This is a genomic window from Streptomyces sp. NPDC017991 (assembly GCF_044328075.1).
Lineage (GTDB): Bacteria > Actinomycetota > Actinomycetes > Streptomycetales > Streptomycetaceae > Streptomyces.
On record NZ_JBIRGP010000011.1, the window covers coordinates 286,756 to 303,454 of the forward strand.

At 72.6% G+C, this 16,699-nt stretch carries 16 protein-coding genes and 1 pseudogene; 5 read left to right on the forward strand and 12 right to left on the reverse strand.

Annotation, left to right across the window (positions count from 1 at the left end; translation table 11 throughout):
- Positions 1-119 precede the first annotated feature (119 nt).
- The 5 genes from ACH4DZ_RS30265 to egtA all read right to left on the reverse strand — a co-directional run bounded on the left by ACH4DZ_RS30265 (position 120) and on the right by egtA (position 5,028).
- On the reverse strand, positions 120-335 hold the full coding sequence (locus ACH4DZ_RS30265) for a dodecin (protein WP_189779845.1): 216 nt from the start codon (positions 333-335) through the stop codon (positions 120-122).
- A gap of 124 nt (positions 336-459) precedes the next feature.
- On the reverse strand, positions 460-1,422 hold the full coding sequence (gene egtD, locus ACH4DZ_RS30270) for an L-histidine N(alpha)-methyltransferase (RefSeq protein ID WP_398290567.1): 963 nt from the start codon (positions 1,420-1,422) through the stop codon (positions 460-462).
- Entirely contained in the window at positions 1,419-2,270 is an 852-nt protein-coding gene (gene egtC, locus ACH4DZ_RS30275; protein ID WP_398290568.1) for an ergothioneine biosynthesis protein EgtC, read from the reverse strand. The genes egtD and egtC overlap by 4 nt, the downstream gene beginning before the upstream one ends.
- Entirely contained in the window at positions 2,270-3,616 is a 1,347-nt protein-coding gene (gene egtB, locus ACH4DZ_RS30280) for an ergothioneine biosynthesis protein EgtB (RefSeq protein WP_398290569.1), read from the reverse strand. The genes egtC and egtB overlap by 1 nt, the downstream gene beginning before the upstream one ends.
- Positions 3,613-5,028 (reverse strand): ergothioneine biosynthesis glutamate--cysteine ligase EgtA, encoded by a 1,416-nt coding sequence (gene egtA, locus ACH4DZ_RS30285; protein ID WP_398290570.1) that lies wholly within the window; start codon positions 5,026-5,028, stop codon positions 3,613-3,615. The genes egtB and egtA overlap by 4 nt, the downstream gene beginning before the upstream one ends.
- Positions 5,029-5,285: 257 nt before the next feature.
- On the opposite strand from egtA, the gene ACH4DZ_RS30290 reads away from it, so the two are divergent.
- Positions 5,286-6,134: a TIGR02452 family protein gene (locus tag ACH4DZ_RS30290; RefSeq protein ID WP_398290571.1), complete on the forward strand. Its 849-nt coding sequence runs from the start codon at positions 5,286-5,288 to the stop codon at positions 6,132-6,134.
- Here the strand turns inward: ACH4DZ_RS30290 and ACH4DZ_RS30295 are convergent.
- The 4 genes and pseudogenes from ACH4DZ_RS30295 to ACH4DZ_RS30310 form a co-directional block, all read right to left on the reverse strand.
- Positions 6,119-6,577 carry a type II toxin-antitoxin system PemK/MazF family toxin gene (locus tag ACH4DZ_RS30295; RefSeq protein WP_398290572.1) on the reverse strand — a complete coding sequence of 153 codons (459 nt, stop codon included), beginning with the start codon at positions 6,575-6,577 and terminating at the stop codon, positions 6,119-6,121. The two genes, ACH4DZ_RS30290 and ACH4DZ_RS30295, sit on opposite strands and share 16 nt — an antisense overlap.
- Before the next feature lie 144 nt (positions 6,578-6,721).
- A pseudogene (locus ACH4DZ_RS30300) lies at positions 6,722-8,217 on the reverse strand (SPFH domain-containing protein).
- Between the two features lie 145 nt (positions 8,218-8,362).
- Positions 8,363-8,581, reverse strand: a complete 219-nt coding sequence (locus ACH4DZ_RS30305; RefSeq protein WP_199854866.1) for a hypothetical protein — start codon at positions 8,579-8,581, stop codon at positions 8,363-8,365.
- 10 nt (positions 8,582-8,591) lie between these two features.
- Positions 8,592-10,061, reverse strand: a complete 1,470-nt coding sequence (locus ACH4DZ_RS30310) for an amidase (RefSeq protein ID WP_398290573.1) — start codon at positions 10,059-10,061, stop codon at positions 8,592-8,594.
- 247 nt (positions 10,062-10,308) lie between these two features.
- On the opposite strand from ACH4DZ_RS30310, the gene ACH4DZ_RS30315 reads away from it, so the two are divergent.
- A complete protein-coding gene (locus tag ACH4DZ_RS30315) occupies positions 10,309-11,190 on the forward strand; it encodes an LLM class F420-dependent oxidoreductase (RefSeq protein WP_398290574.1) in 882 nt (293 codons plus the stop codon).
- A 77-nt stretch (positions 11,191-11,267) separates the two neighbouring features.
- Here the strand turns inward: ACH4DZ_RS30315 and ACH4DZ_RS30320 are convergent, their stop codons facing one another.
- On the reverse strand, positions 11,268-11,831 hold the full coding sequence (locus ACH4DZ_RS30320) for an NADPH-dependent FMN reductase (RefSeq protein ID WP_398290575.1): 564 nt from the start codon (positions 11,829-11,831) through the stop codon (positions 11,268-11,270).
- Between the two features lie 117 nt (positions 11,832-11,948).
- On the opposite strand from ACH4DZ_RS30320, the gene ACH4DZ_RS30325 reads away from it, so the two are divergent.
- Positions 11,949-12,611, forward strand: coding sequence for a TetR/AcrR family transcriptional regulator (locus ACH4DZ_RS30325; RefSeq protein ID WP_398290576.1), 663 nt, complete (start codon positions 11,949-11,951; stop codon positions 12,609-12,611).
- A 112-nt stretch (positions 12,612-12,723) separates the two neighbouring features.
- Positions 12,724-13,758 carry a LacI family DNA-binding transcriptional regulator gene (locus tag ACH4DZ_RS30330; RefSeq protein WP_398290577.1) on the forward strand — a complete coding sequence of 345 codons (1,035 nt, stop codon included), beginning with the start codon at positions 12,724-12,726 and terminating at the stop codon, positions 13,756-13,758.
- Between the two features lie 150 nt (positions 13,759-13,908).
- Here ACH4DZ_RS30330 and trxA read toward each other — a convergent pair whose 3' ends face one another.
- Entirely contained in the window at positions 13,909-14,334 is a 426-nt protein-coding gene (gene trxA / locus ACH4DZ_RS30335) for a thioredoxin (RefSeq protein WP_398290668.1), read from the reverse strand.
- A 74-nt stretch (positions 14,335-14,408) separates the two neighbouring features.
- On the opposite strand from trxA, the gene ACH4DZ_RS30340 reads away from it, so the two are divergent.
- Positions 14,409-15,845, forward strand: coding sequence for a dihydrolipoyl dehydrogenase family protein (locus ACH4DZ_RS30340; protein ID WP_398290578.1), 1,437 nt, complete (start codon positions 14,409-14,411; stop codon positions 15,843-15,845).
- A 120-nt stretch (positions 15,846-15,965) separates the two neighbouring features.
- Here the strand turns inward: ACH4DZ_RS30340 and ACH4DZ_RS30345 are convergent, their stop codons facing one another.
- The gene (locus tag ACH4DZ_RS30345) at positions 15,966-16,607 is read right to left on the reverse strand and encodes a peptide deformylase (RefSeq protein ID WP_398290579.1); all 642 of its coding nucleotides are present in this window, start codon (positions 16,605-16,607) and stop codon (positions 15,966-15,968) included.
- Between the last annotated feature and the right edge of the window lie 92 nt (positions 16,608-16,699).

Consider the following 16,699-nt stretch of genomic DNA (forward strand, 5'->3'; position numbering starts at 1 on the left):
GCCTGAGGGGTGGGCCCGAGGAGTGGGGCAGAGGAGTGGGTCCGACGGGCGCCGGCCCCTCCCGAACGCGTCGGAAGGGGCCGGTGCCCGTGCCGGGTGCGGGCCGGGCAGAACCGCCGTCAGGCCGAGTCCTCCAGGCGGAAGCCGACCTTCAGGCCGACCTGGTAGTGCTTGACCTGCCCGTTCTCGATCTGCCCGCGCACCTGCGTGACCTCGAACCAGTCGAGGTTGCGCAGGGTCTGCGAAGCCCGGGTGACGCCGTTGCGGATCGCCTGGTCGATGCCCTCGTGCGAGGTTCCGACGATCTCGGTGACCCGGTAGGTGTGGTCGGACATGCGGGTGCTCCTCTCCGCCGTGGCCCGTGTGCCACGTGTCGTTCCACGGTGCCCCACTGGGCGGGGGACCGCGAGATGTGGGCCCGGGGAACACGGGTTCCGGCGGGCTCCGACCCGGTGCGGTTCACCGGGCCGTGCTCAGCGACAGCGCGAACCTCCCCTCGCTGTCCGTCCACCAGTGGGTGAGTTCGAGTCCGGTGGCGGCCAGTTCCGCGCGTACGCCCGCCTCGCGGAACTTCGCCGACACCTCGGTGCGCATCTCCTCGCCCTCGGCGAACTCCACGGCGATGTCGAGCGCCGGGATCTTCACGGTCGCGGCCGAAAGGGCGCGCAGCCGCATCTCGATCCACTCCTCCCCGGCGTTCCAGCGGGCGACATGGCTGAACCCGTCGGGATCGAAGTCCGCGCCGAGTTCGCGGTTGACGACGCTCAGCACGTTCTTGTTGAACGCGGCCGTCACCCCCGCCGCGTCGTCGTAGGCGGCGACGAGCACCGACTCGTCCTTCACCAGGTCGGTGCCGAGGAGCAGGGCGTCTCCCGGCGACAGCAGGGAACGTACCGACGCCAGGAACGAGGCACGTTCGGCGGGCAGCAGGTTGCCGAGCGTGCCGCCGAGGAACGCGACGAGCCGCGGGCCGGGCGTGCCGGGCAGCGTGAGACCACCGGTGAAGTCGGCGATCAGCGCGTGCACGTCGAGCGAGGGGCGCTCGGCGATCAACGACTCACCGGCCTGTGTGAGCGCGCTCTCGCTCACGTCCACCGGCACATAGGTGTGCAGGGCCGGCAGCGCGTCGAGCAGGTGCCGGGTCTTCTCGGACGAGCCGGAGCCCAGCTCGACGAGCGTGCGCGCGCCGGTCGCCGCGGCGATCTCGGGCGCCCGGGCGGCGAGGATCTCGCGTTCGGCGCGCGTGGGGTAGTACTCGGGCAGCGCGGTGATCTTCTCGAAGAGCTCGCTGCCGAGCGCGTCGTAGAACCACTTGGGCGGGAGCGTCTTCGGAGTGCGGGTCAGACCGTGCAGGACGTCGGCCCGCAGGGCCGCGTCCGTGGCGTCCTCGGGCAGCGTGCGGGTGACCAGGAACGGACTCACGTACGGGGCTCCTTGCTCGGAACGGATGCGCTCGGTACGGACGGGGCGGGTGGGGATGTGCTGGGTGCGGAGGCGCCTGGTACGGATGCCATGGGTTCGTCGATGTCCTTGAGCGGGGTGAGCAGGACGTCCGTGCGGCTCGCGGCGAGCAGCGTGCGGTCCGGCACCTCCCGCCAGTGCGGATCGTCGTCGTACGGCTCGGACGCGACGACGGTGCGCCGGCCGGGCTCGGTCAGATACCAGAGCGTGTCGCCCCAGGCGGTGGCGGCGATCACCTCGCCGTTGGTGAGCAGCAGGTTGAGGCGTGAGCCGGGAGCCGCCGCCGCCACGTCGAGAACCGTGTCGGCGAGGGCCTGGCCCTCCTCGTCACCGCCGCGCAGCCGGTTCAGGACCAGCGCCCAGACGAGCGCCGAGTCGCAGCGCGCCTCCATCGACAGCAGGTCCTCGGCGGGCAGCGTCCGGGCCAGCGGGGCCAGCGAACCCGGCCAGCCGGCGATCGCGCCGTTGTGGCTGAACAGCCAGGTGCCCGCGGCGAACGGCGCCGCCGCGGCCTCCCCGTCCGCCCCCGCCAGGGTCGCGTCGCGTACCGCGGCGAGCAGCGCGCCCGAGCGCACCACCCGCCCCAGGTCGGCGAACGACCGGTCGCCCCAGATCGGCCCGGTACGCCGGTAGCGCCCGGGCACCGGGTCGCCCTCGGCGTACCAGCCGACGCCGAAACCGTCGGCGTTGACCGTCCCGTACCGCTGGCGCCGGGGCGCCCACGACTGGCGGTACAGGCTGTGGGCCGGGTCCACGAGGAGCCGCCCCAGCGGCTCCTCGGGCCCCAGGTATGCCAGGTGACGGCACATCAGGCGGTATCCGGGTGGGCGTCCCGAGCGGTACGGAACCCGGAGAAGATCTGCCGCCGGACCGGATAGTCCCAGTTGCGGAACGTTCCCCGGCACGCCACCGCGTCCACGGCGAACGAACCGCCGCGCAACACCTTGTGCTCCGAACCGAAGAACACCTCCGAGTACTCCTTGTACGGGAAGGCGTGGAAGCCCGGATAGGGGAGCAGATCGCTGGACGTCCACTCCCACACGTCACCGATCAACTGCCGTACACCGAGCGGCGACTGGCCCTCCGGATAGCTGCCGGCCGGCGCCGGGCGCAGATGGCGCTGGCCGAGGTTGGCATGCTCGGGAGTGGGGTCGGCGTCGCCCCACGGATAGCGCGTCGAGCGGCCCGTCTCCGGGTCGTGCCGCGCGGCCTTCTCCCACTCGGCCTCGCTGGGCAGGCGCCGCCCCGCCCAGCGCGCGTACGCGTCGGCCTCGTACCAGCTGACGTGCAGGACGGGCTCGTCGGGCGGTACGACCTCGGTGGCGCCGAAGCGCCGCCGCAGCCACTGCCCGCCGTCGCGGCGCCAGAACAGCGGCGCCTCGATGGAGTGTTCCCGGATGTGGGCCCAGCCCTGCGGCGCCCACCAGCGCCGGTCGGTGTAGCCGCCGTCCGCGATGAACGCCTGGTACGCCTCGTTCGTCACCGGAGTGGTGTCGATGAGGAACGGTGGCACCAGGCGCGCGTGCGCCGGCCGTTCGTTGTCCAGCGCCCACGGCTCGGTGGACGTGCCCATCGTGAACGGGCCGCCCGGGACCAGCACTTCGGCCGGCCCGGTGAACGCGGGTACGGGTATCGGGTCCGGAGCCGTCAAGGCCACCGGGCCCCTGCGGAGCTGATGGGTAATCAGCATGGTCTCGTCGTGCTGCTGTTCGTGCTGGGCGATCATGCCGAAGGCGAACCCGGCCTCGGTCAGCCGGGCGCCGGTGCCCTCGAACGCGGCGCTCTCCAGGATGTCGAGCGCCCGGCCGCGAACCTCGGCCGCGTAGTCGCGGGCCTCCGCGGGCGGCAGCAGCGGCAGCGAGGGCCGTTCGGCGCGCGGGTGCTCGAACGCGTCGTACAGGCCGTCGATGTCGGGCCGCAGCGCGTCACGGCCGGCGACCGTCCGCAGCAGCCACAGCTCTTCCTGGTTGCCGATGTGCGCGAGGTCCCACACCAGCGGGGACATCAACGGCGAGTGCTGCGCGGTCAGTTCGGGGTCCTCGACACAGGACGTCAGCAGCGCCGTGCGCTCGCGGGCCGTGAGCAGCGCCCCCAGCGCACGCTTCCTGAGGGTCTCCGGGTCGTCGAGTGAAGTGCCGGTACCGGGGTCGGTCATGGGCGGAAGTCCTTCCCGCTGAGCAGGTGTTCTGTGCTGTGTTCTGTACTGCGGTCCGTACTGCGGTCCGTACTGCGATCCGTGCCGCGGTCCGTGCTGTGTCCTGCGCCCTGTCCGGTGCCGAACAGCGTGCCGTGCTGCGGATGACCGGAGTCGGCGGCACGGTCGAGCAGGTCGTCGGCGGGACAGCGGCCCCGGGCGACATAGCGGTCGGTGAACTCCGCGACCGCCCGCTGCACCTCGGCGCTCGCGCCGATCCTGGGCAGCGCGTCGGCGGCCGCCGCGAAGCAGGTCACCGCCGCCTCCCGCAGCTCGGGATCGGCCAGGCCCGAGCGGGCGGCGGCCGTCCACAGCGGGTTGCACGGGGCGGGCAGCGCGCCGGCCCGTTCGGCGAGGGGTTTCACCGTCCGGTAGGCGGTCTCGGCGGCCTCGGGGTCGTCGAACAGCGCCGCGGTCACGGCCAGCGGCACGATCCAGCCGTCGTCGCCCGGCTGCGCGTCGATCATGCGCAGCTCCAGATGCCCGCGCGGGCGCACCGGCGGGAACAGGGTCGTCTGGTGGTAGTCGAGGTCCTCCCGGCCCGGTGGTGCGTCGGACCGGGTCCAGGCACGGAAGCTCAGCCCCTCCGGTACGTCCCAGGGGCCGTCGGGCGCGCGGACGCACATCACCGGCGCGTCCAGGACGTGCCGTGCCCAGGCGGCCCGCGGGTCGCCGTCGAGGGGCGGGGCGCTGGTGCGGCCCGGATCCATCGCGGCCCACAGGGACTGCCGCGTGGAGCGCCAGCCCGTGGGCCGGCCCCGGGCCATCGGGGAATTGGCGAAGGCGCCCACCAGCACCGCGCCCAGCTGATGGGCCAGCCACCAGCGCCGCCCGAGACCGAGCGGTCCCGGTTCCTCGTACCCGGCGTCCAGGCAGACCTGTACGGAGGCGGAGGAGCACATCATGGCGCGGCCCTCGGGGCCCGCACGGTCGAGACAGGTCTCCATGGCGTCGTAGCGCGGCTCATGGAGAAAGCGGGTGGGTTCGTTCCAGGGGTCCTGGCCCAGTCCGCAGAGGGCGAGACCCGCCTCGCGCAGTACACCGCGTACGGCGTCGAGGTCGGCGGAGACGGAGGTGATGACTTCCGTCAGGGAGGCGGCGGGTGCGGAGCTGAGCTCCAGCTGTCCGCCCGGTTCGACGGTGACCGCCGAACTCAGGGGCAGGGCCCGCACTGCGGCGTAGGCCGCTTCGCGACGTTCAGGTGGTACGGGGAGCCGCGGGGAGCGCGGCTCGTGGACGAGCCATTCGAGTTCCACACCGAGGGAGCGGGGCGGTCCGGTCTTGAAGCATATGCCGCGGACCAGTGCCTCCACTTCGGCCTCGGTGACGGCGGAGCGGCGTGGCTCCGAACAGTCACTCACCGAATCGGACATGTCGGGATCCTCCTGAGATTCCATCCATGCCGCCGGACCGGCTTCGGATGGGCCGGTCCGACAGACGCTCGTCCCACCCAAGACCCTTGAGCCGGTTCGCACAAGGGTGCGTATCGCCGCTTATGGGTGCGTGAAACTCTGTTGCGACTCCAGACCAGGATCGCTCACCATGCGTTCATGAGCACGACGGGGGATGCGACAGGGGTACCGGGGGAGATCGCGCAAGGCGCGAGCACGGCGCCTACAGGGGTGGCGCCATGAGCGCACGGCTGCGCGCGATCGCACGGCAGACGGAGGAGATCGTCGCGGCGGGTTCGTACCGCGCGTCCGACGGGCGCGAGGTGTCGATCGCCGCGGCGGTGGCCGCCGCCCGTGCGGGCACCCGGATGTACGGCCCGCAGCCCGTCGGGACACCGCGCTCCACCGGTTCTGCCGCCTCCACGGGCTCTTGCGCGGACACGTTCTTCGAGGTCACGGGCGAGAGCAGCCTGGAAGCGGCCCGCCGGCTGACCGGTCCGGTCGCGGTGCTGAACTTCTCCTCGGCGCGCAACCCCGGCGGCGGCTATCTGAACGGCGCGCAGGCCCAGGAAGAGGCCCTGTGCCGGGCCTCGGCGCTGTACACGTGTGTGGTGGAGGTCCGTGAGTTCTACGACCACCACCGGACACACCGCGACGCCTTCTACACCGACCGGGTGATCCACTCACCGGCCGTCCCGGTCTTCCGCGACGACCGGGGAGCGTTGCTCGACGAGCCGTACACCGCCGGATTCCTCACGGCCGCCGCACCCAACGCCGGAGTGATCAAACGCACGACGCCGGAGCGCGTGCCCGAGCTGCCGCACGCGCTCGCCTCCCGCGCCGAGCGGGTGCTGGAGACCGCCGAGGCACACGGCTACCGCCGGCTGGTGCTCGGCGCAGGGGGCTGCGGAGTGTTCCAGAACGACCCGGCGCGGGTGGCGAGCACCTTCTCCACGCTCCTCGGGGACGGCGGACGCTTCTCCGGCACCTTCGAGCACGTCGTCTTCGGCGTCCTGGACCGGACGAGGGGAGCGGTGGTCCGGGCGGCCTTCGAGCAGGAGTTCAGACCCGTTCAGCGCCAGCCGTAGCGTTCCCGCAGCCGGTGCACCACCAGGTTGAACCGCATCCGGTCCAGCGCGCACGCCTCCCGGCGCATCCCCTTCTCGTGCAGCCGCAGCACCCGGTCCACGTCGACCCACGAGTCGCGCCCGGACCGGTCCCACGGCCCGCTGCCGATCGGCACCCACTCCCGGTCGCCGCTGTGCCCCTTGCTCGACAACTGCACGGCGAGGAACGTATCGGCTCCCTCGCGGGCGACCACCAGCACCGGCCGGTCCTTGCCCCGCCCGTCGTTCTCCTCGTAGGGCACCCACGTCCACACGATCTCGCCCGGGTCCGGGTCGCCGTCGTGCGCGGGGGAGTACTCGGTCCGCACGACCCCGACCCGCCGCGGATCGGCCTCGACGGTGGCGGAGGGCCCGAATCGCCCGGGAACGTCTTGTTGCTCGGCAGAAGCAGTCACAGCCGACACGTTAACCCGCGCCTCCCGCGGCGATTCCCGTGCCCCTTTCCAGCCGGGGACACGGGCAACCGCCGCTTTCAGGGGCGCGGGGAACTGCGCGATCAGCCACAGCGGACCCGCACCCGGCAACGAACACCCACACCGACGGCGCTGCTACGACTCCCCGTCCACAGGCACCCTCTTCGAGGAACTCCCCGCGCTCCCCGGGGCGAACCCGTTCACGGGCGAACCCTCCGCGCCCACCCGCCCGTTCGCGCTCATGGAGGCGAGCAACTGCCGGGCCAGCCCGAGCCCCGTCCCACCCATGGTCAGGGCCTTGGCGAACATGTCCGACATCCCCTCGGCCCCGTTCAGCAGCACCATGTGCTCGACGTTCCCGAACGCCCCCGCACCCGCCTTGACGATCTCCGGCCAGTTCTCCGCGAGTTGCTGCGCGACCACGGCCTCCTGGTTCTCGGCCAGCGCGGCGGCCCGGGCCGCGATGGCCTCCGCCTCCGCGAGCCCCTTCGCCCGCGTGGACTCGGCGATCGCGAGCCCCTTGGCCTGCGCGGCGGCGGCCTCCGCCTCACCCGTGGCCCTGGTCGCCGTCGCGGCGGCGGCGCCCCGCGCCTTCGTGGCCTCGGCCTCCGCCCCCGCGGCCGTCTTGACCCGTGTCGCCTCCGCCGCGGCGGCCAGCTCCGTCTCCTTCGCCTGGTCTGCGCGGCGGAGATCCGCACATCACGCTCCGCCTCGGCCAGCGTGCGCTTCTCGTACGCCTTCGCGTCCGCGGGCTTGCGGACGTCCGTCTGGAGCTGCTGCTCGCGCCGGTGCGACTCCAGCTCGGCGACGCGTGTCTCCTGGACCACGACCTCCTGCCGGGCGGCCGCGTCGGCGAGCGGGCCCGCCTGCCGCGACTTGGCCCCGGCGTGGTCGCGTTCCGCCTGGTACCCGGCCTGCAGGATCTCGCTGTCCCGGGTCGCCTCCGACATCCGCGCGGCGGCCTGCTGTTCGGCCTCGGTGGCCAGCCGGTTGGCCTCGGCCTGCGCTATCCGGGCGTCCCGCTGGACGGCCGCCGCGTGCGGCATGGCCAGGTTCTTGATGTACCCCGTCGGATCCTCGATCTCGTGGATCTGCAGCGAGTCGACGATCAGCCCCAGCTTCTCCATCTCCGTACCGCACGCGGCACGGGTCTGCCCGGTGAGCTTCTCCCGGTCGCGGATCATGTCCTCGACGGTCAACCCGCCGACGATGGACCGCAGATGACCGGCGAAGACGTTGTGCACCCGCTCCGCCATCAGCTTCTGCTGGTCGAGGAAGCGGCGGCCCGCGTTGGCGATCGACACGAAGTCGTCGCCCACCTTGAAGATGACGACGCCCCGCACCTTGAGCGGAATGCCCTGGTGGGTCACGCAGTCCACGGACAGTTCGGTCTCGTTGAGGTCGAGCGAGAGTTTGCGTACCGCCTGGACGCCCGGCAGCACGAGCGTGCCGCGCCCGGTGACGATACGGAAGCCCATGCCTTCCTCAAGGCCCTCCGTACGATGCTTCGAACCGGAGATGATCAGCGCTTCGTTGGGCTCGGCGACCCGCCACATGAGCTTGAAGACCACCACGATGAAAACGAGCGCGAGGACCGCTGCCCCCGCCACGACGCCGACGATCATCGGCATTCGCCCCCTGTTGCCTGGTGCCCTGTCGGCACCGAACGAAGGGAGTGTGCGCCCGCGCGGACCCGTGGGTACAGAGCCCGACGCGTCCTTGGGACATCCTTGATACGTACTACACGCTCACATGGTCAAGACGCCCACACAGGCTTCAACTGTCGTACGCGGGCGACACGTACACCGTGCGCGGCGGCAGGTACTCCACCACCATGACCACCGTGCCCGACTCGATACGGTCCTTCGAGGAGGCGGCGTACGCGAGGAAGTGCTCGGCGCCGCCACGCACCCGGACGATCACCTCGCCCACGAGCCCGGGCCCCACCGTGCCGGTGACCCGCCCCATGAGTCCCACCATCGACGCGTCGTCCATGTCACCAAGCCTACGGGCCCGTGGCCCACGGACCGGCGTGCGGACCGAACTCCGTCGCACCGCCGCCCGTCTCGCGACCCGCCGCGCGGTCGGGCCACCGCTCGTACCACCGCTGGTCCGCCTCCAGCTGCGCGGCGAGCGAGACGAGGAGCGGCTCGCTGTTCGCGGGGCCCAGGAGCTGGGCACCCACGGGCAGGGAGCCGTCGACGAAGCCCGCCGGGACGTTCACCCCGGGCCAGCCCAGCACGTTCCACGGCCAGGCGTACGGACACGCGGCGATCATGGCCCGGTCGGTGCCGAAGCCGCTCAGACCGTGCAGCGCGCCGATCCGCGGCGCCGGAGCGGCCGTCGTCGGCGCCAGGATCACGTCGTACGTCGCGAAGAGCGCACCGATCCGCCGGTGCAGCCGTGCCTCGGCGCGCCGGGCGGCCCGCAGCGGGGCACCGCCGAGCAGCCGCCCGAGCCGGGCCGCCTCACGGGTACGCCGGTCGAGCAGAGCGGGATCGGGCACGTCACGCACACGCTCGGCGATACCGGCGGTGGCGCGCGGTACGAACGCGAGACCGATCCGTCCGTACGCCGGGTCGGCCTCCTCGACCTCGTGCCCGAGCGCGGCCAGCCGTTCCGCGAGGGCGACGACCCGGGCCCGTACGTCGGGGCGCAGGCGGGCGGGCAGCGCCGTGAACGGAGGCTTCAGCGACAGCGCGATCCGCAGCCGCCCCGGATCCCGGCCCACCGCGTCCGTCGTGCGCAGCGCGGGCGGACGGTGCAGATCGCGTGCGTGGCTGCCGCTCGCCGCGTCCAGGAGCAGCGCGGCGTCCTCGACGGTACGGGCCAGCGAGCCGTTGACCGTGATGCCGTGGAAGGACTCGGGGCGCGGCCAGGTCGAGATCCGGCCCCGCTGCGGCTTGATGCCGATCAGATGGGTCCAGGACGCGGGGATGCGCACCGAGCCCGCCCCGTCCGAGCCCAGCGCGGCGGGGACCAGGCCCGCCGCGACGGCGGCGGCCGAGCCGCCGGACGAGCCGCCCGGCGTGTGCCCGGTGTGCCACGGGTTGCGGGTCTCGCCGAAGGCCGGGCCCTCGGTGAAGGGCCACTGCCCCAGCTCGCAGGTGTTGGTCTTGCCGACGATCACGGCCCCGGCCGCCCGCAGCCGGCGTACCGCCTCGCCGTCCTCGGCGACCGGTGGGAACTCGCCGCGGCAGCCGAAGGCCGTCGGTTCCCCCGCCACATCCATGTCGTCCTTGACCGCCACCGGCACCCCGAGCAGGGGCCGGTGTCCGCCGGCCGCCAGTTCCTCGTCGGCGGCGTCGGCCTCGGCGAGCGCCGCCTCGGCGCGCACCAGCCGGAAGGCGTTCAGTGTGCCCTGGGTCGCCGCGATCCCGGCGAGGGCCTCCTCGACGAGCGCCCGCGAGGACACCGAGCCCTCGGCCAGGGCACGCGCGCGCTCCGCCAGTCCCGCGGCCCGGCCGGACGTCACGCGGTCTTCCGTACACGGTGGGGAGTCATCAGGGGCTGCCACCTCCGGGAGCACGATGTCTACCGAACGGTAACCCCCGGATGGCGTATGCGGTACGGGTCGGGCAACTTCGTTGCCGGGGAAGGCGGTTCGCCCGCGCGCCGAGCGCTTCCCGGTGGTCCGGGCTTGCCTTCGAGCGCTCTTCACGTCCTACGGTCACGGGAGTCGGCGACGGTCCGGCGGTGCTTCCAGGACGACGGAGACGGACATGCGGGTCGGCGTGCACATCAACCGGTTCAACCATCCTCGCGGCGCGGCCGCGATCGGCCCCGAACTGGCCGCGGCGGGCGCCGCCGCCGAGGCCGCGGGGGTGAGCTGGATGTCGGTCATGGACCACTACTTCCAGATGGAGTTCAACGGCGGTGCCGAGGACGCCATGCTGGAGTCGTACACGACCCTCGGCTTCCTCGCGGCCCACACCTCCACGGTCCGGCTCGGGACGCTGGTGACCGGGGTGACCTACCGCCACCCCGGACTCCTCGCCAAGATCGCCACCACGCTCGACGTCCTGTCGGGCGGGCGCGCCACGCTCGGGATCGGGGCGGCCTGGTACGACCGTGAGCACGAGGGCCTGGGCGTGCCGTTCCCGGCGCTCGCGGAGCGTTTCGAACGGCTGGAGGAGACGCTGCGGATCTGTCTGCGGATGTGGGACCCGCAGACGAACGGACCCTTCGAGGGCAAGCACTACCAACTCGCCGAGACCCTCTGCGTACCGGCTCCGGTGAGCACCCCGCGTCCGGAGATCATGGTCGGTGGCGGCGGCGAGAAGAAGACGCTGCGGCTGGTCGCCCGGTACGCGGACGCCTGCAACCTGTTCGCCTCGACCCCCGAGGAGGTCGGGCACAAGCTGGACGTCCTGCGCGGACACTGCGATGCCGTGGGGCGCGACTACGCCGAGGTGCGCAAGACGATGGTCCACTCGGGCGACCCCAGGAGCGGGGCCGAACTGGACGCCTTCACACGGGAGATGGCGCAGTACGCGAAGCTCGGGATCGAGACCCTGATCCTGGGCCCGCGCGTCGACGAGCCCGCCGAGTGGATCGAGCGCGGGGTCGCGCCGGTGGTGGAGCGGCTGGCCGGACTCGGCTGAGGCGCACCCGTACCGCGTACGACTGTGACGCGCGGCGGTGGCCGCGCGTCAGCAGGAGATGTGCAGGTGGCCCGGTGTCAGGCGGCGACGGGGGCGGTGGCCTCGCCGTGGATCCGGCTGATGACCTCGGTCAGCTGGGCGGCGACCTCGGCGTCGTCGGAGGGGTGCGTCTCGGCGAAGCGGACGACCGAGCCGGCGATGGAGAGCTTGATGTCCTCAAGAACCTTGGCTCCGGCGATGCCGGCGGACTTGCGGGCCTCGTCCTGCGCCCAGACGCCGCCGAACTGGCCGTAGGCGGTGCCGACCACGGCGAGGGGCTTGTCCTTGAGGCCGCTCGCGCCGAACGGGCGGGACAGCCAGTCGATGGCGTTCTTCAGGACGGCCGGGATGGTGCCGTTGTACTCGGGCGAGAAGAGCAGGATGGCGTCGGCGCCTCCGGCGGCCTCGCGCAGCCGGGCCGCGGCGGGCGGGACGTCGCCCTCGATGTCGATGTCCTCGTTGTAGAAGGGGATGTCGGCCAGGCCCTCGAACAGGTCGACCTCCGCGCCCTCGGGCGCGAGCTTGACGGCGGCCTCGGCGAGCTGGCGGTTGTGCGAGCCGGCGCGAAGGCTGCCGACGAGCGCGAGGATACGAACAGTCATGGGGGCTCCAAGGAGGATGAAACATTGCCGTTACGATCCGGACCGGGGTCCGTTTAGAGTTCTACCAGTCAAACGGACCGCGGTCCAGTTTTCTTCCCCCGGCGTTACGCTGTCTTCATGTCCGCCTCCCTGCCGCCCTTTCCCAAGCCTCAGGAGCCCACCGGCGAGCCCGTTCTCCTGGAACTCACCTCCGGTGAGGACGAGCCGTGCCTGCGTGCCGACGCGGCCCGCAACCGGGCCCGGCTGTTGGAGGCGGCCACCCGCCTGGTCGCGGAACACGGCGCGGCCGGCGTCACGATGGAGGCCGTGGCCGTGGCCGCCGAGGTCGGCAAAGGAACCGTCTTCCGCCGCTTCGGTGACCGCACCGGCCTGCTGATGGCACTCCTGGACCACTCCGCCAAGCAGCTCCAGGCCGCCTTCCTCGGCGGACCGCCGCCGCTGGGCCCCGGCGCGCCGCCCGTCGAGCGGCTGAGGGCGTTCGGGTCCGCCGTCCTGCGCCAGTCGGTCGAGCAACTGGATCTGCAACTGGCCGCCCAGCCGGAACCGGCCCGCCGCTTCTCGTTCCCGCCGCAGCGTTTTCTGACCGGCCACGTCACCCTGCTGCTGCGCCAGGCGGCGCCGGACGCCGACTGCGCCCTCCTCGCCCAGACACTGATGGGGTACCTCGACCCCGCGCTGATCCACCACCTGACCAAGGAGTGCGGGATGCCGCTGGAGCGGCTGGAAGCGGGCTGGACCGACCTCGTCGCACGCGTGACGCGTACGGAGTCGCCCGCCTGACGCGTACCGGGTTGCACGCCCGACCCGTACGGAACTGCCTTGGCGGGGAAGCGACTTGGGCCGCCCCCCGGCCCCGGGCCCGCGCGGGGCTTCTGCAAGGATGCCGTACCTCATGGTGCAGCTACCGAAAACGTCCGCCCCTCCGCCGCCCGCCCAGCGCTCCGTGCCGACGAGTGCCGACGTGGCCCGCCTGGCGGGTGTGTCCCGCGCGACCGTCTCCTACGTCCTCAACAACACCAGCGCCGTACGGATCAGCGAGCCCACCCGCCGCCGTGTCCACCAGGCCGCCGAGGAACTCGGGTACGTGCCGCACGCCGCGGCCCGCAGTCTGCGTGCCGGGCACAGCCGCATGGTCCTGATGCCCGCGCCGGACGTGCCCGTGGGCCCGCTCTACAGCCAGTTCTTCAACGAACTCCAGTGGGCGCTCAGCCGACTCGAATACACCGTCGTGCAGTACGGGGGACTGGGCCTGCGGGGTGACGAGGCGGCCCGCGCCTGGGCCGAGCTGCGGCCGGTCGCCGTACTGGCGCCCGGCGGGGGACTGGGCCCGCGGGGCGTGTCCGTGCTCAAACGCTCCGGCGCCCGGGCGGTGGTCACCCTCGGTCCCGAACGCATCGAGGGCGCACACGCGCTCCTCATGGACCACCAGGAGGTCGGCCGCAGCGTCGGCGCGCACCTGCTGGCCCGGGGCTACCGCCGCGTCGGGGTGCTGGTGCCCGAGGATCCCGGTCTGGAGATCTTCTCCAGGCCCCGGCTCGCAGGCGTACGGCAGGCTCTGGCCGGCTCGGACGCCACGGTGAGCGAGGTGCCGCTCGCCTACGACGAGAAGGCCGCGGCCGATCTCGCGGGGCGCTGGCGGTCGCTCGGCCTGGACGCCGTCTTCGCGTACAACGACGAGTTCGCGATGCTGCTGATGCGCGCGCTGCAGGACGAGGGGATCGGTGTACCGGGCGAGACGGCCGTCGTCGGCGCCGACGATCTGATGCTGGGACGGCTGCTGCGGCCCCGGCTGAGCACGGTCCACATCGAGCTGCCGTCCGGGCGGGAGCTCGCCGAGCTGGTCGACCGTGCGGTGCGCGAGCCCGCGGCGGAGCCGGAGGCGCACGAGGTGCTGGGGGCGGAGGTCGTCCACCGGGAGTCGAGCTGACGGCTCGGCGGGTGCCGGCCGGCCCGGGGCGTGTGCCCTGCGGGCGGCCGACGTGCCGCCGTGCGTGGTGATCCGCGGGTGCGTGGGGGTTGCTCGCGCCCGCCCGGCGGAGCCGCACGTCGATACAGCCCCGCGCCCCATACGGGGCCGCTACTCGGCCTGCTTCGCCTGCTCCTCCGCGACCGACTTGCGGACCTCTTCCATGTCCAGCTTGCGGGCCTGGCCGATGACGTCCTCCAGGGCTGCCTCGGGCAGCGCACCCGGCTGGGCGAAGATCGCCACCTGGTCGCGGATGATCATCAGCGTCGGGATCGACTGGATGTCGAAGGCCGCCGCCAGCTCCGGCTGCGCCTCCGTGTCCACCTTGGCGAACACCAGGTCGGAATTGGCCTCCGCCGCCTTCTCGTAGACCGGGGCGAACTGCCGGCACGGGCCGCACCAGGACGCCCAGAAGTCGACCAGGACGAATTCGTTGTCCGTGACCGTCTGGTCGAAGTTCTCCTTGGTGAGCTCCACGGTGCTGCTCATGGCGTTGAATCCCTCTTCTCGGGGTCGGTGCGTGGCCGTTGTCCACAACGGCACCGACCGGCGCCGTATTCCGCGCGCATACCCGTGTGGCCACGACCCACACCAACGACCAGACTGACCCCATGACGGAAACGGAAACCAACGTGTACGACGTCGTGGTGCTAGGGGCCGGGCCCGTGGGGGAGAACGTCGCCGACCGCGCCCGGGCGGCAGGCCTCTCCGCCGCGATCGTGGAGAGCGAGCTGGTCGGCGGCGAGTGCTCGTACTGGGCCTGCATGCCCAGCAAGGCCCTGCTGCGCCCGGTGATCGCCCGCGCGGACGCCCGCAAGGTGCCCGGCCTGAGCCAGGCCGTGCAGGGCCCCCTCGACGCGGCGGCGGTCCTCGCCCACCGCACCTACTACACCTCGGACTGGAAGGACGACGGCCAGGTCCAGTGGCTGGAAGGCGTCGGAGTCGACCTCTACCGAGGACACGGCAGGCTCGACGGGCCGCGCCGGGTCACGGTCGAGGGCCCCGACGGGGAACGGCACGTGCTGACCGCCCGGCACGCCGTGGCGGTCAGCACCGGCACCCGGGCCGTACTGCCCGACCTGCCGGGAATCGACGAGGTCAAGCCCTGGACCAGCCGTGAGGCCACCAGCGCCCGGACCGTCCCGGGCCGCCTCGTCGTCGTCGGCGGCGGAGTCGTCGGCGTGGAGATGGCCACCGCCTGGCAGGCCCTCGGCTCCCAGGTCACGGTCCTCGTCCGGGGCAAGGGCCTGCTGCCCCGCATGGAGCCCTTCGCCGGCGAGCTGGTCGCCGAGGCCCTCACCGAGGCGGGCGCGGACGTACGCACCGGCGCCTCGGTCGAGTCGGTGACACGGGAGGGCGGCACGGTCGTCGTCACCACCTCCACGGGCGACCGCATCGAGGCCGACGAGATCCTGTTCGCCACCGGACGCGCCCCGCGCACCGACGACGTCGGCCTGGAGACGGTCGGCCTCACCCCCGGTTCCTGGCTGGAGGTCGACGACAGCCTGCGGGTCACGGGCAGCGACTGGCTGTACGGGGTCGGCGACGTCAACCACCGCGCCCTGCTCACCCATCAGGGCAAGTACCAAGCGCGGATCGCGGGCGCCGCCATCGCCGCCCGGGCGGCCGGTGTCCCGATCCTGGAGAGCGACCCCTGGGGCGCGCACTCCGCGACCGCCGACCTCGCCGCCGTCCCCCAGGTCGTCTTCACCGACCCGGAGGCCGGCTCCGTGGGACTCTCCCTCGCCGAGGCCGAGCAGGCCGGCCACCGCGTCAGGGCGGTCGACGTCGACCTCTCCACGGTCGCCGGCGCCGGCCTGTACGCCGACGGCTACCGCGGCCGGGCCCGGATGATCGTCGACCTGGACACCGAGACCCTGCGCGGTGTCACCTTCGTCGGTCCCGGCACCGGCGAGCTGATCCACTCCGCCACGATCGCGGTCGTCGGAGAGGTCCCGGTCGACCGGCTGTGGCACGCGGTTCCGTCCTACCCGACGATCAGTGAGGTGTGGCTGAGGCTGCTGGAGGCGTACCGCGACAGCAAGTAGCCCGGCCTGGCAGGGAAGTAGCCCGGCCTGGCAGGAAGTAGCCCGGCCGGGCAGGAAGTAGCCCGGCCGGGCAGGAAGTAGCCCGGCCGGGCAGGAAATAACCCGGCCCGGCAGCCCGGACTACAGGGGGAAGCCCAGCCGCTTCGCCGCCTCCGACGGAGTCGGCTGGGCCCACCACCGCCCCATCGCCTCGTTGGAGGACAGCGAGCGCGGTTCCGCCCGGTCGAGATAGAGCGTGCCGTCCAGATGGTCGGTCTCGTGCTGGACGATCCGGGCCGGCCAGCCCGTGAACACCTCGTCCACCGGACCGCCGTGCTCGTCCCGCGCCAGGAGCCGCACCTCGGCGGGCCTCGCCACCACCGCCTGCCAGCCCGGCACGCTCAGACAGCCCTCGAAGAACGCGGCACGCGCGGTGCCCACGGCCTCGTACACCGGGTTGACCAGGACCCGGAAGGGCAGCGGTACCCGGCCGCGTACCTCGCGGATCTCGTCCGGGACGGGCGCCGGGTCCTCGATCACCGCGATGCGCAGGGGGATGCCCACCTGGGGCGCGGCCAGCCCCACTCCCGGCGCCGCGTGCATGGTGTCGCGCAGGGCCGAGACGAAGTGCGCCAGGAGCGCCGGCTCAAGCTGGCCGTCGAACGGCTCGGCCGCACCGCGCAGCACGGGGTCACCGGCGGCGACGATCGGCAACGGGCCCGGACGGGAGAGGAGTTCCTCCACTCGGGCGCTGAGGGGCGTGAGGTCACTGGATGATGCCATCGCGCCAGCATGCCAAGCGGATCTCCGGGGTGCGAGGCGACTCCCTGGCACCCGAACAGGCGTGTGACCCACGCCATATGAATCTCCGGGAA

Coding starts and splice junctions, on each gene's coding strand:
- ACH4DZ_RS30305 (WP_199854866.1), bottom strand. CDS start 8,581: ATGGACGACGCGTCGATGGTGGGACTCATGGGGCGGGTCACCGGCACG.
- ACH4DZ_RS30265 (WP_189779845.1), bottom strand. CDS start 335: ATGTCCGACCACACCTACCGGGTCACCGAGATCGTCGGAACCTCGCAC.
- ACH4DZ_RS30345 (WP_398290579.1), bottom strand. CDS start 16,607: ATGGCATCATCCAGTGACCTCACGCCCCTCAGCGCCCGAGTGGAGGAA.
- ACH4DZ_RS30315 (WP_398290574.1), top strand. CDS start 10,309: ATGCGGGTCGGCGTGCACATCAACCGGTTCAACCATCCTCGCGGCGCG.
- ACH4DZ_RS30330 (WP_398290577.1), top strand. CDS start 12,724: ATGGTGCAGCTACCGAAAACGTCCGCCCCTCCGCCGCCCGCCCAGCGC.
- ACH4DZ_RS30320 (WP_398290575.1), bottom strand. CDS start 11,831: ATGACTGTTCGTATCCTCGCGCTCGTCGGCAGCCTTCGCGCCGGCTCG.
- egtA (WP_398290570.1), bottom strand. CDS start 5,028: ATGTCCGATTCGGTGAGTGACTGTTCGGAGCCACGCCGCTCCGCCGTC.
- egtB (WP_398290569.1), bottom strand. CDS start 3,616: ATGACCGACCCCGGTACCGGCACTTCACTCGACGACCCGGAGACCCTC.
- egtC (WP_398290568.1), bottom strand. CDS start 2,270: ATGTGCCGTCACCTGGCATACCTGGGGCCCGAGGAGCCGCTGGGGCGG.
- ACH4DZ_RS30325 (WP_398290576.1), top strand. CDS start 11,949: ATGTCCGCCTCCCTGCCGCCCTTTCCCAAGCCTCAGGAGCCCACCGGC.
- ACH4DZ_RS30290 (WP_398290571.1), top strand. CDS start 5,286: ATGAGCGCACGGCTGCGCGCGATCGCACGGCAGACGGAGGAGATCGTC.
- ACH4DZ_RS30340 (WP_398290578.1), top strand. CDS start 14,409: ATGACGGAAACGGAAACCAACGTGTACGACGTCGTGGTGCTAGGGGCC.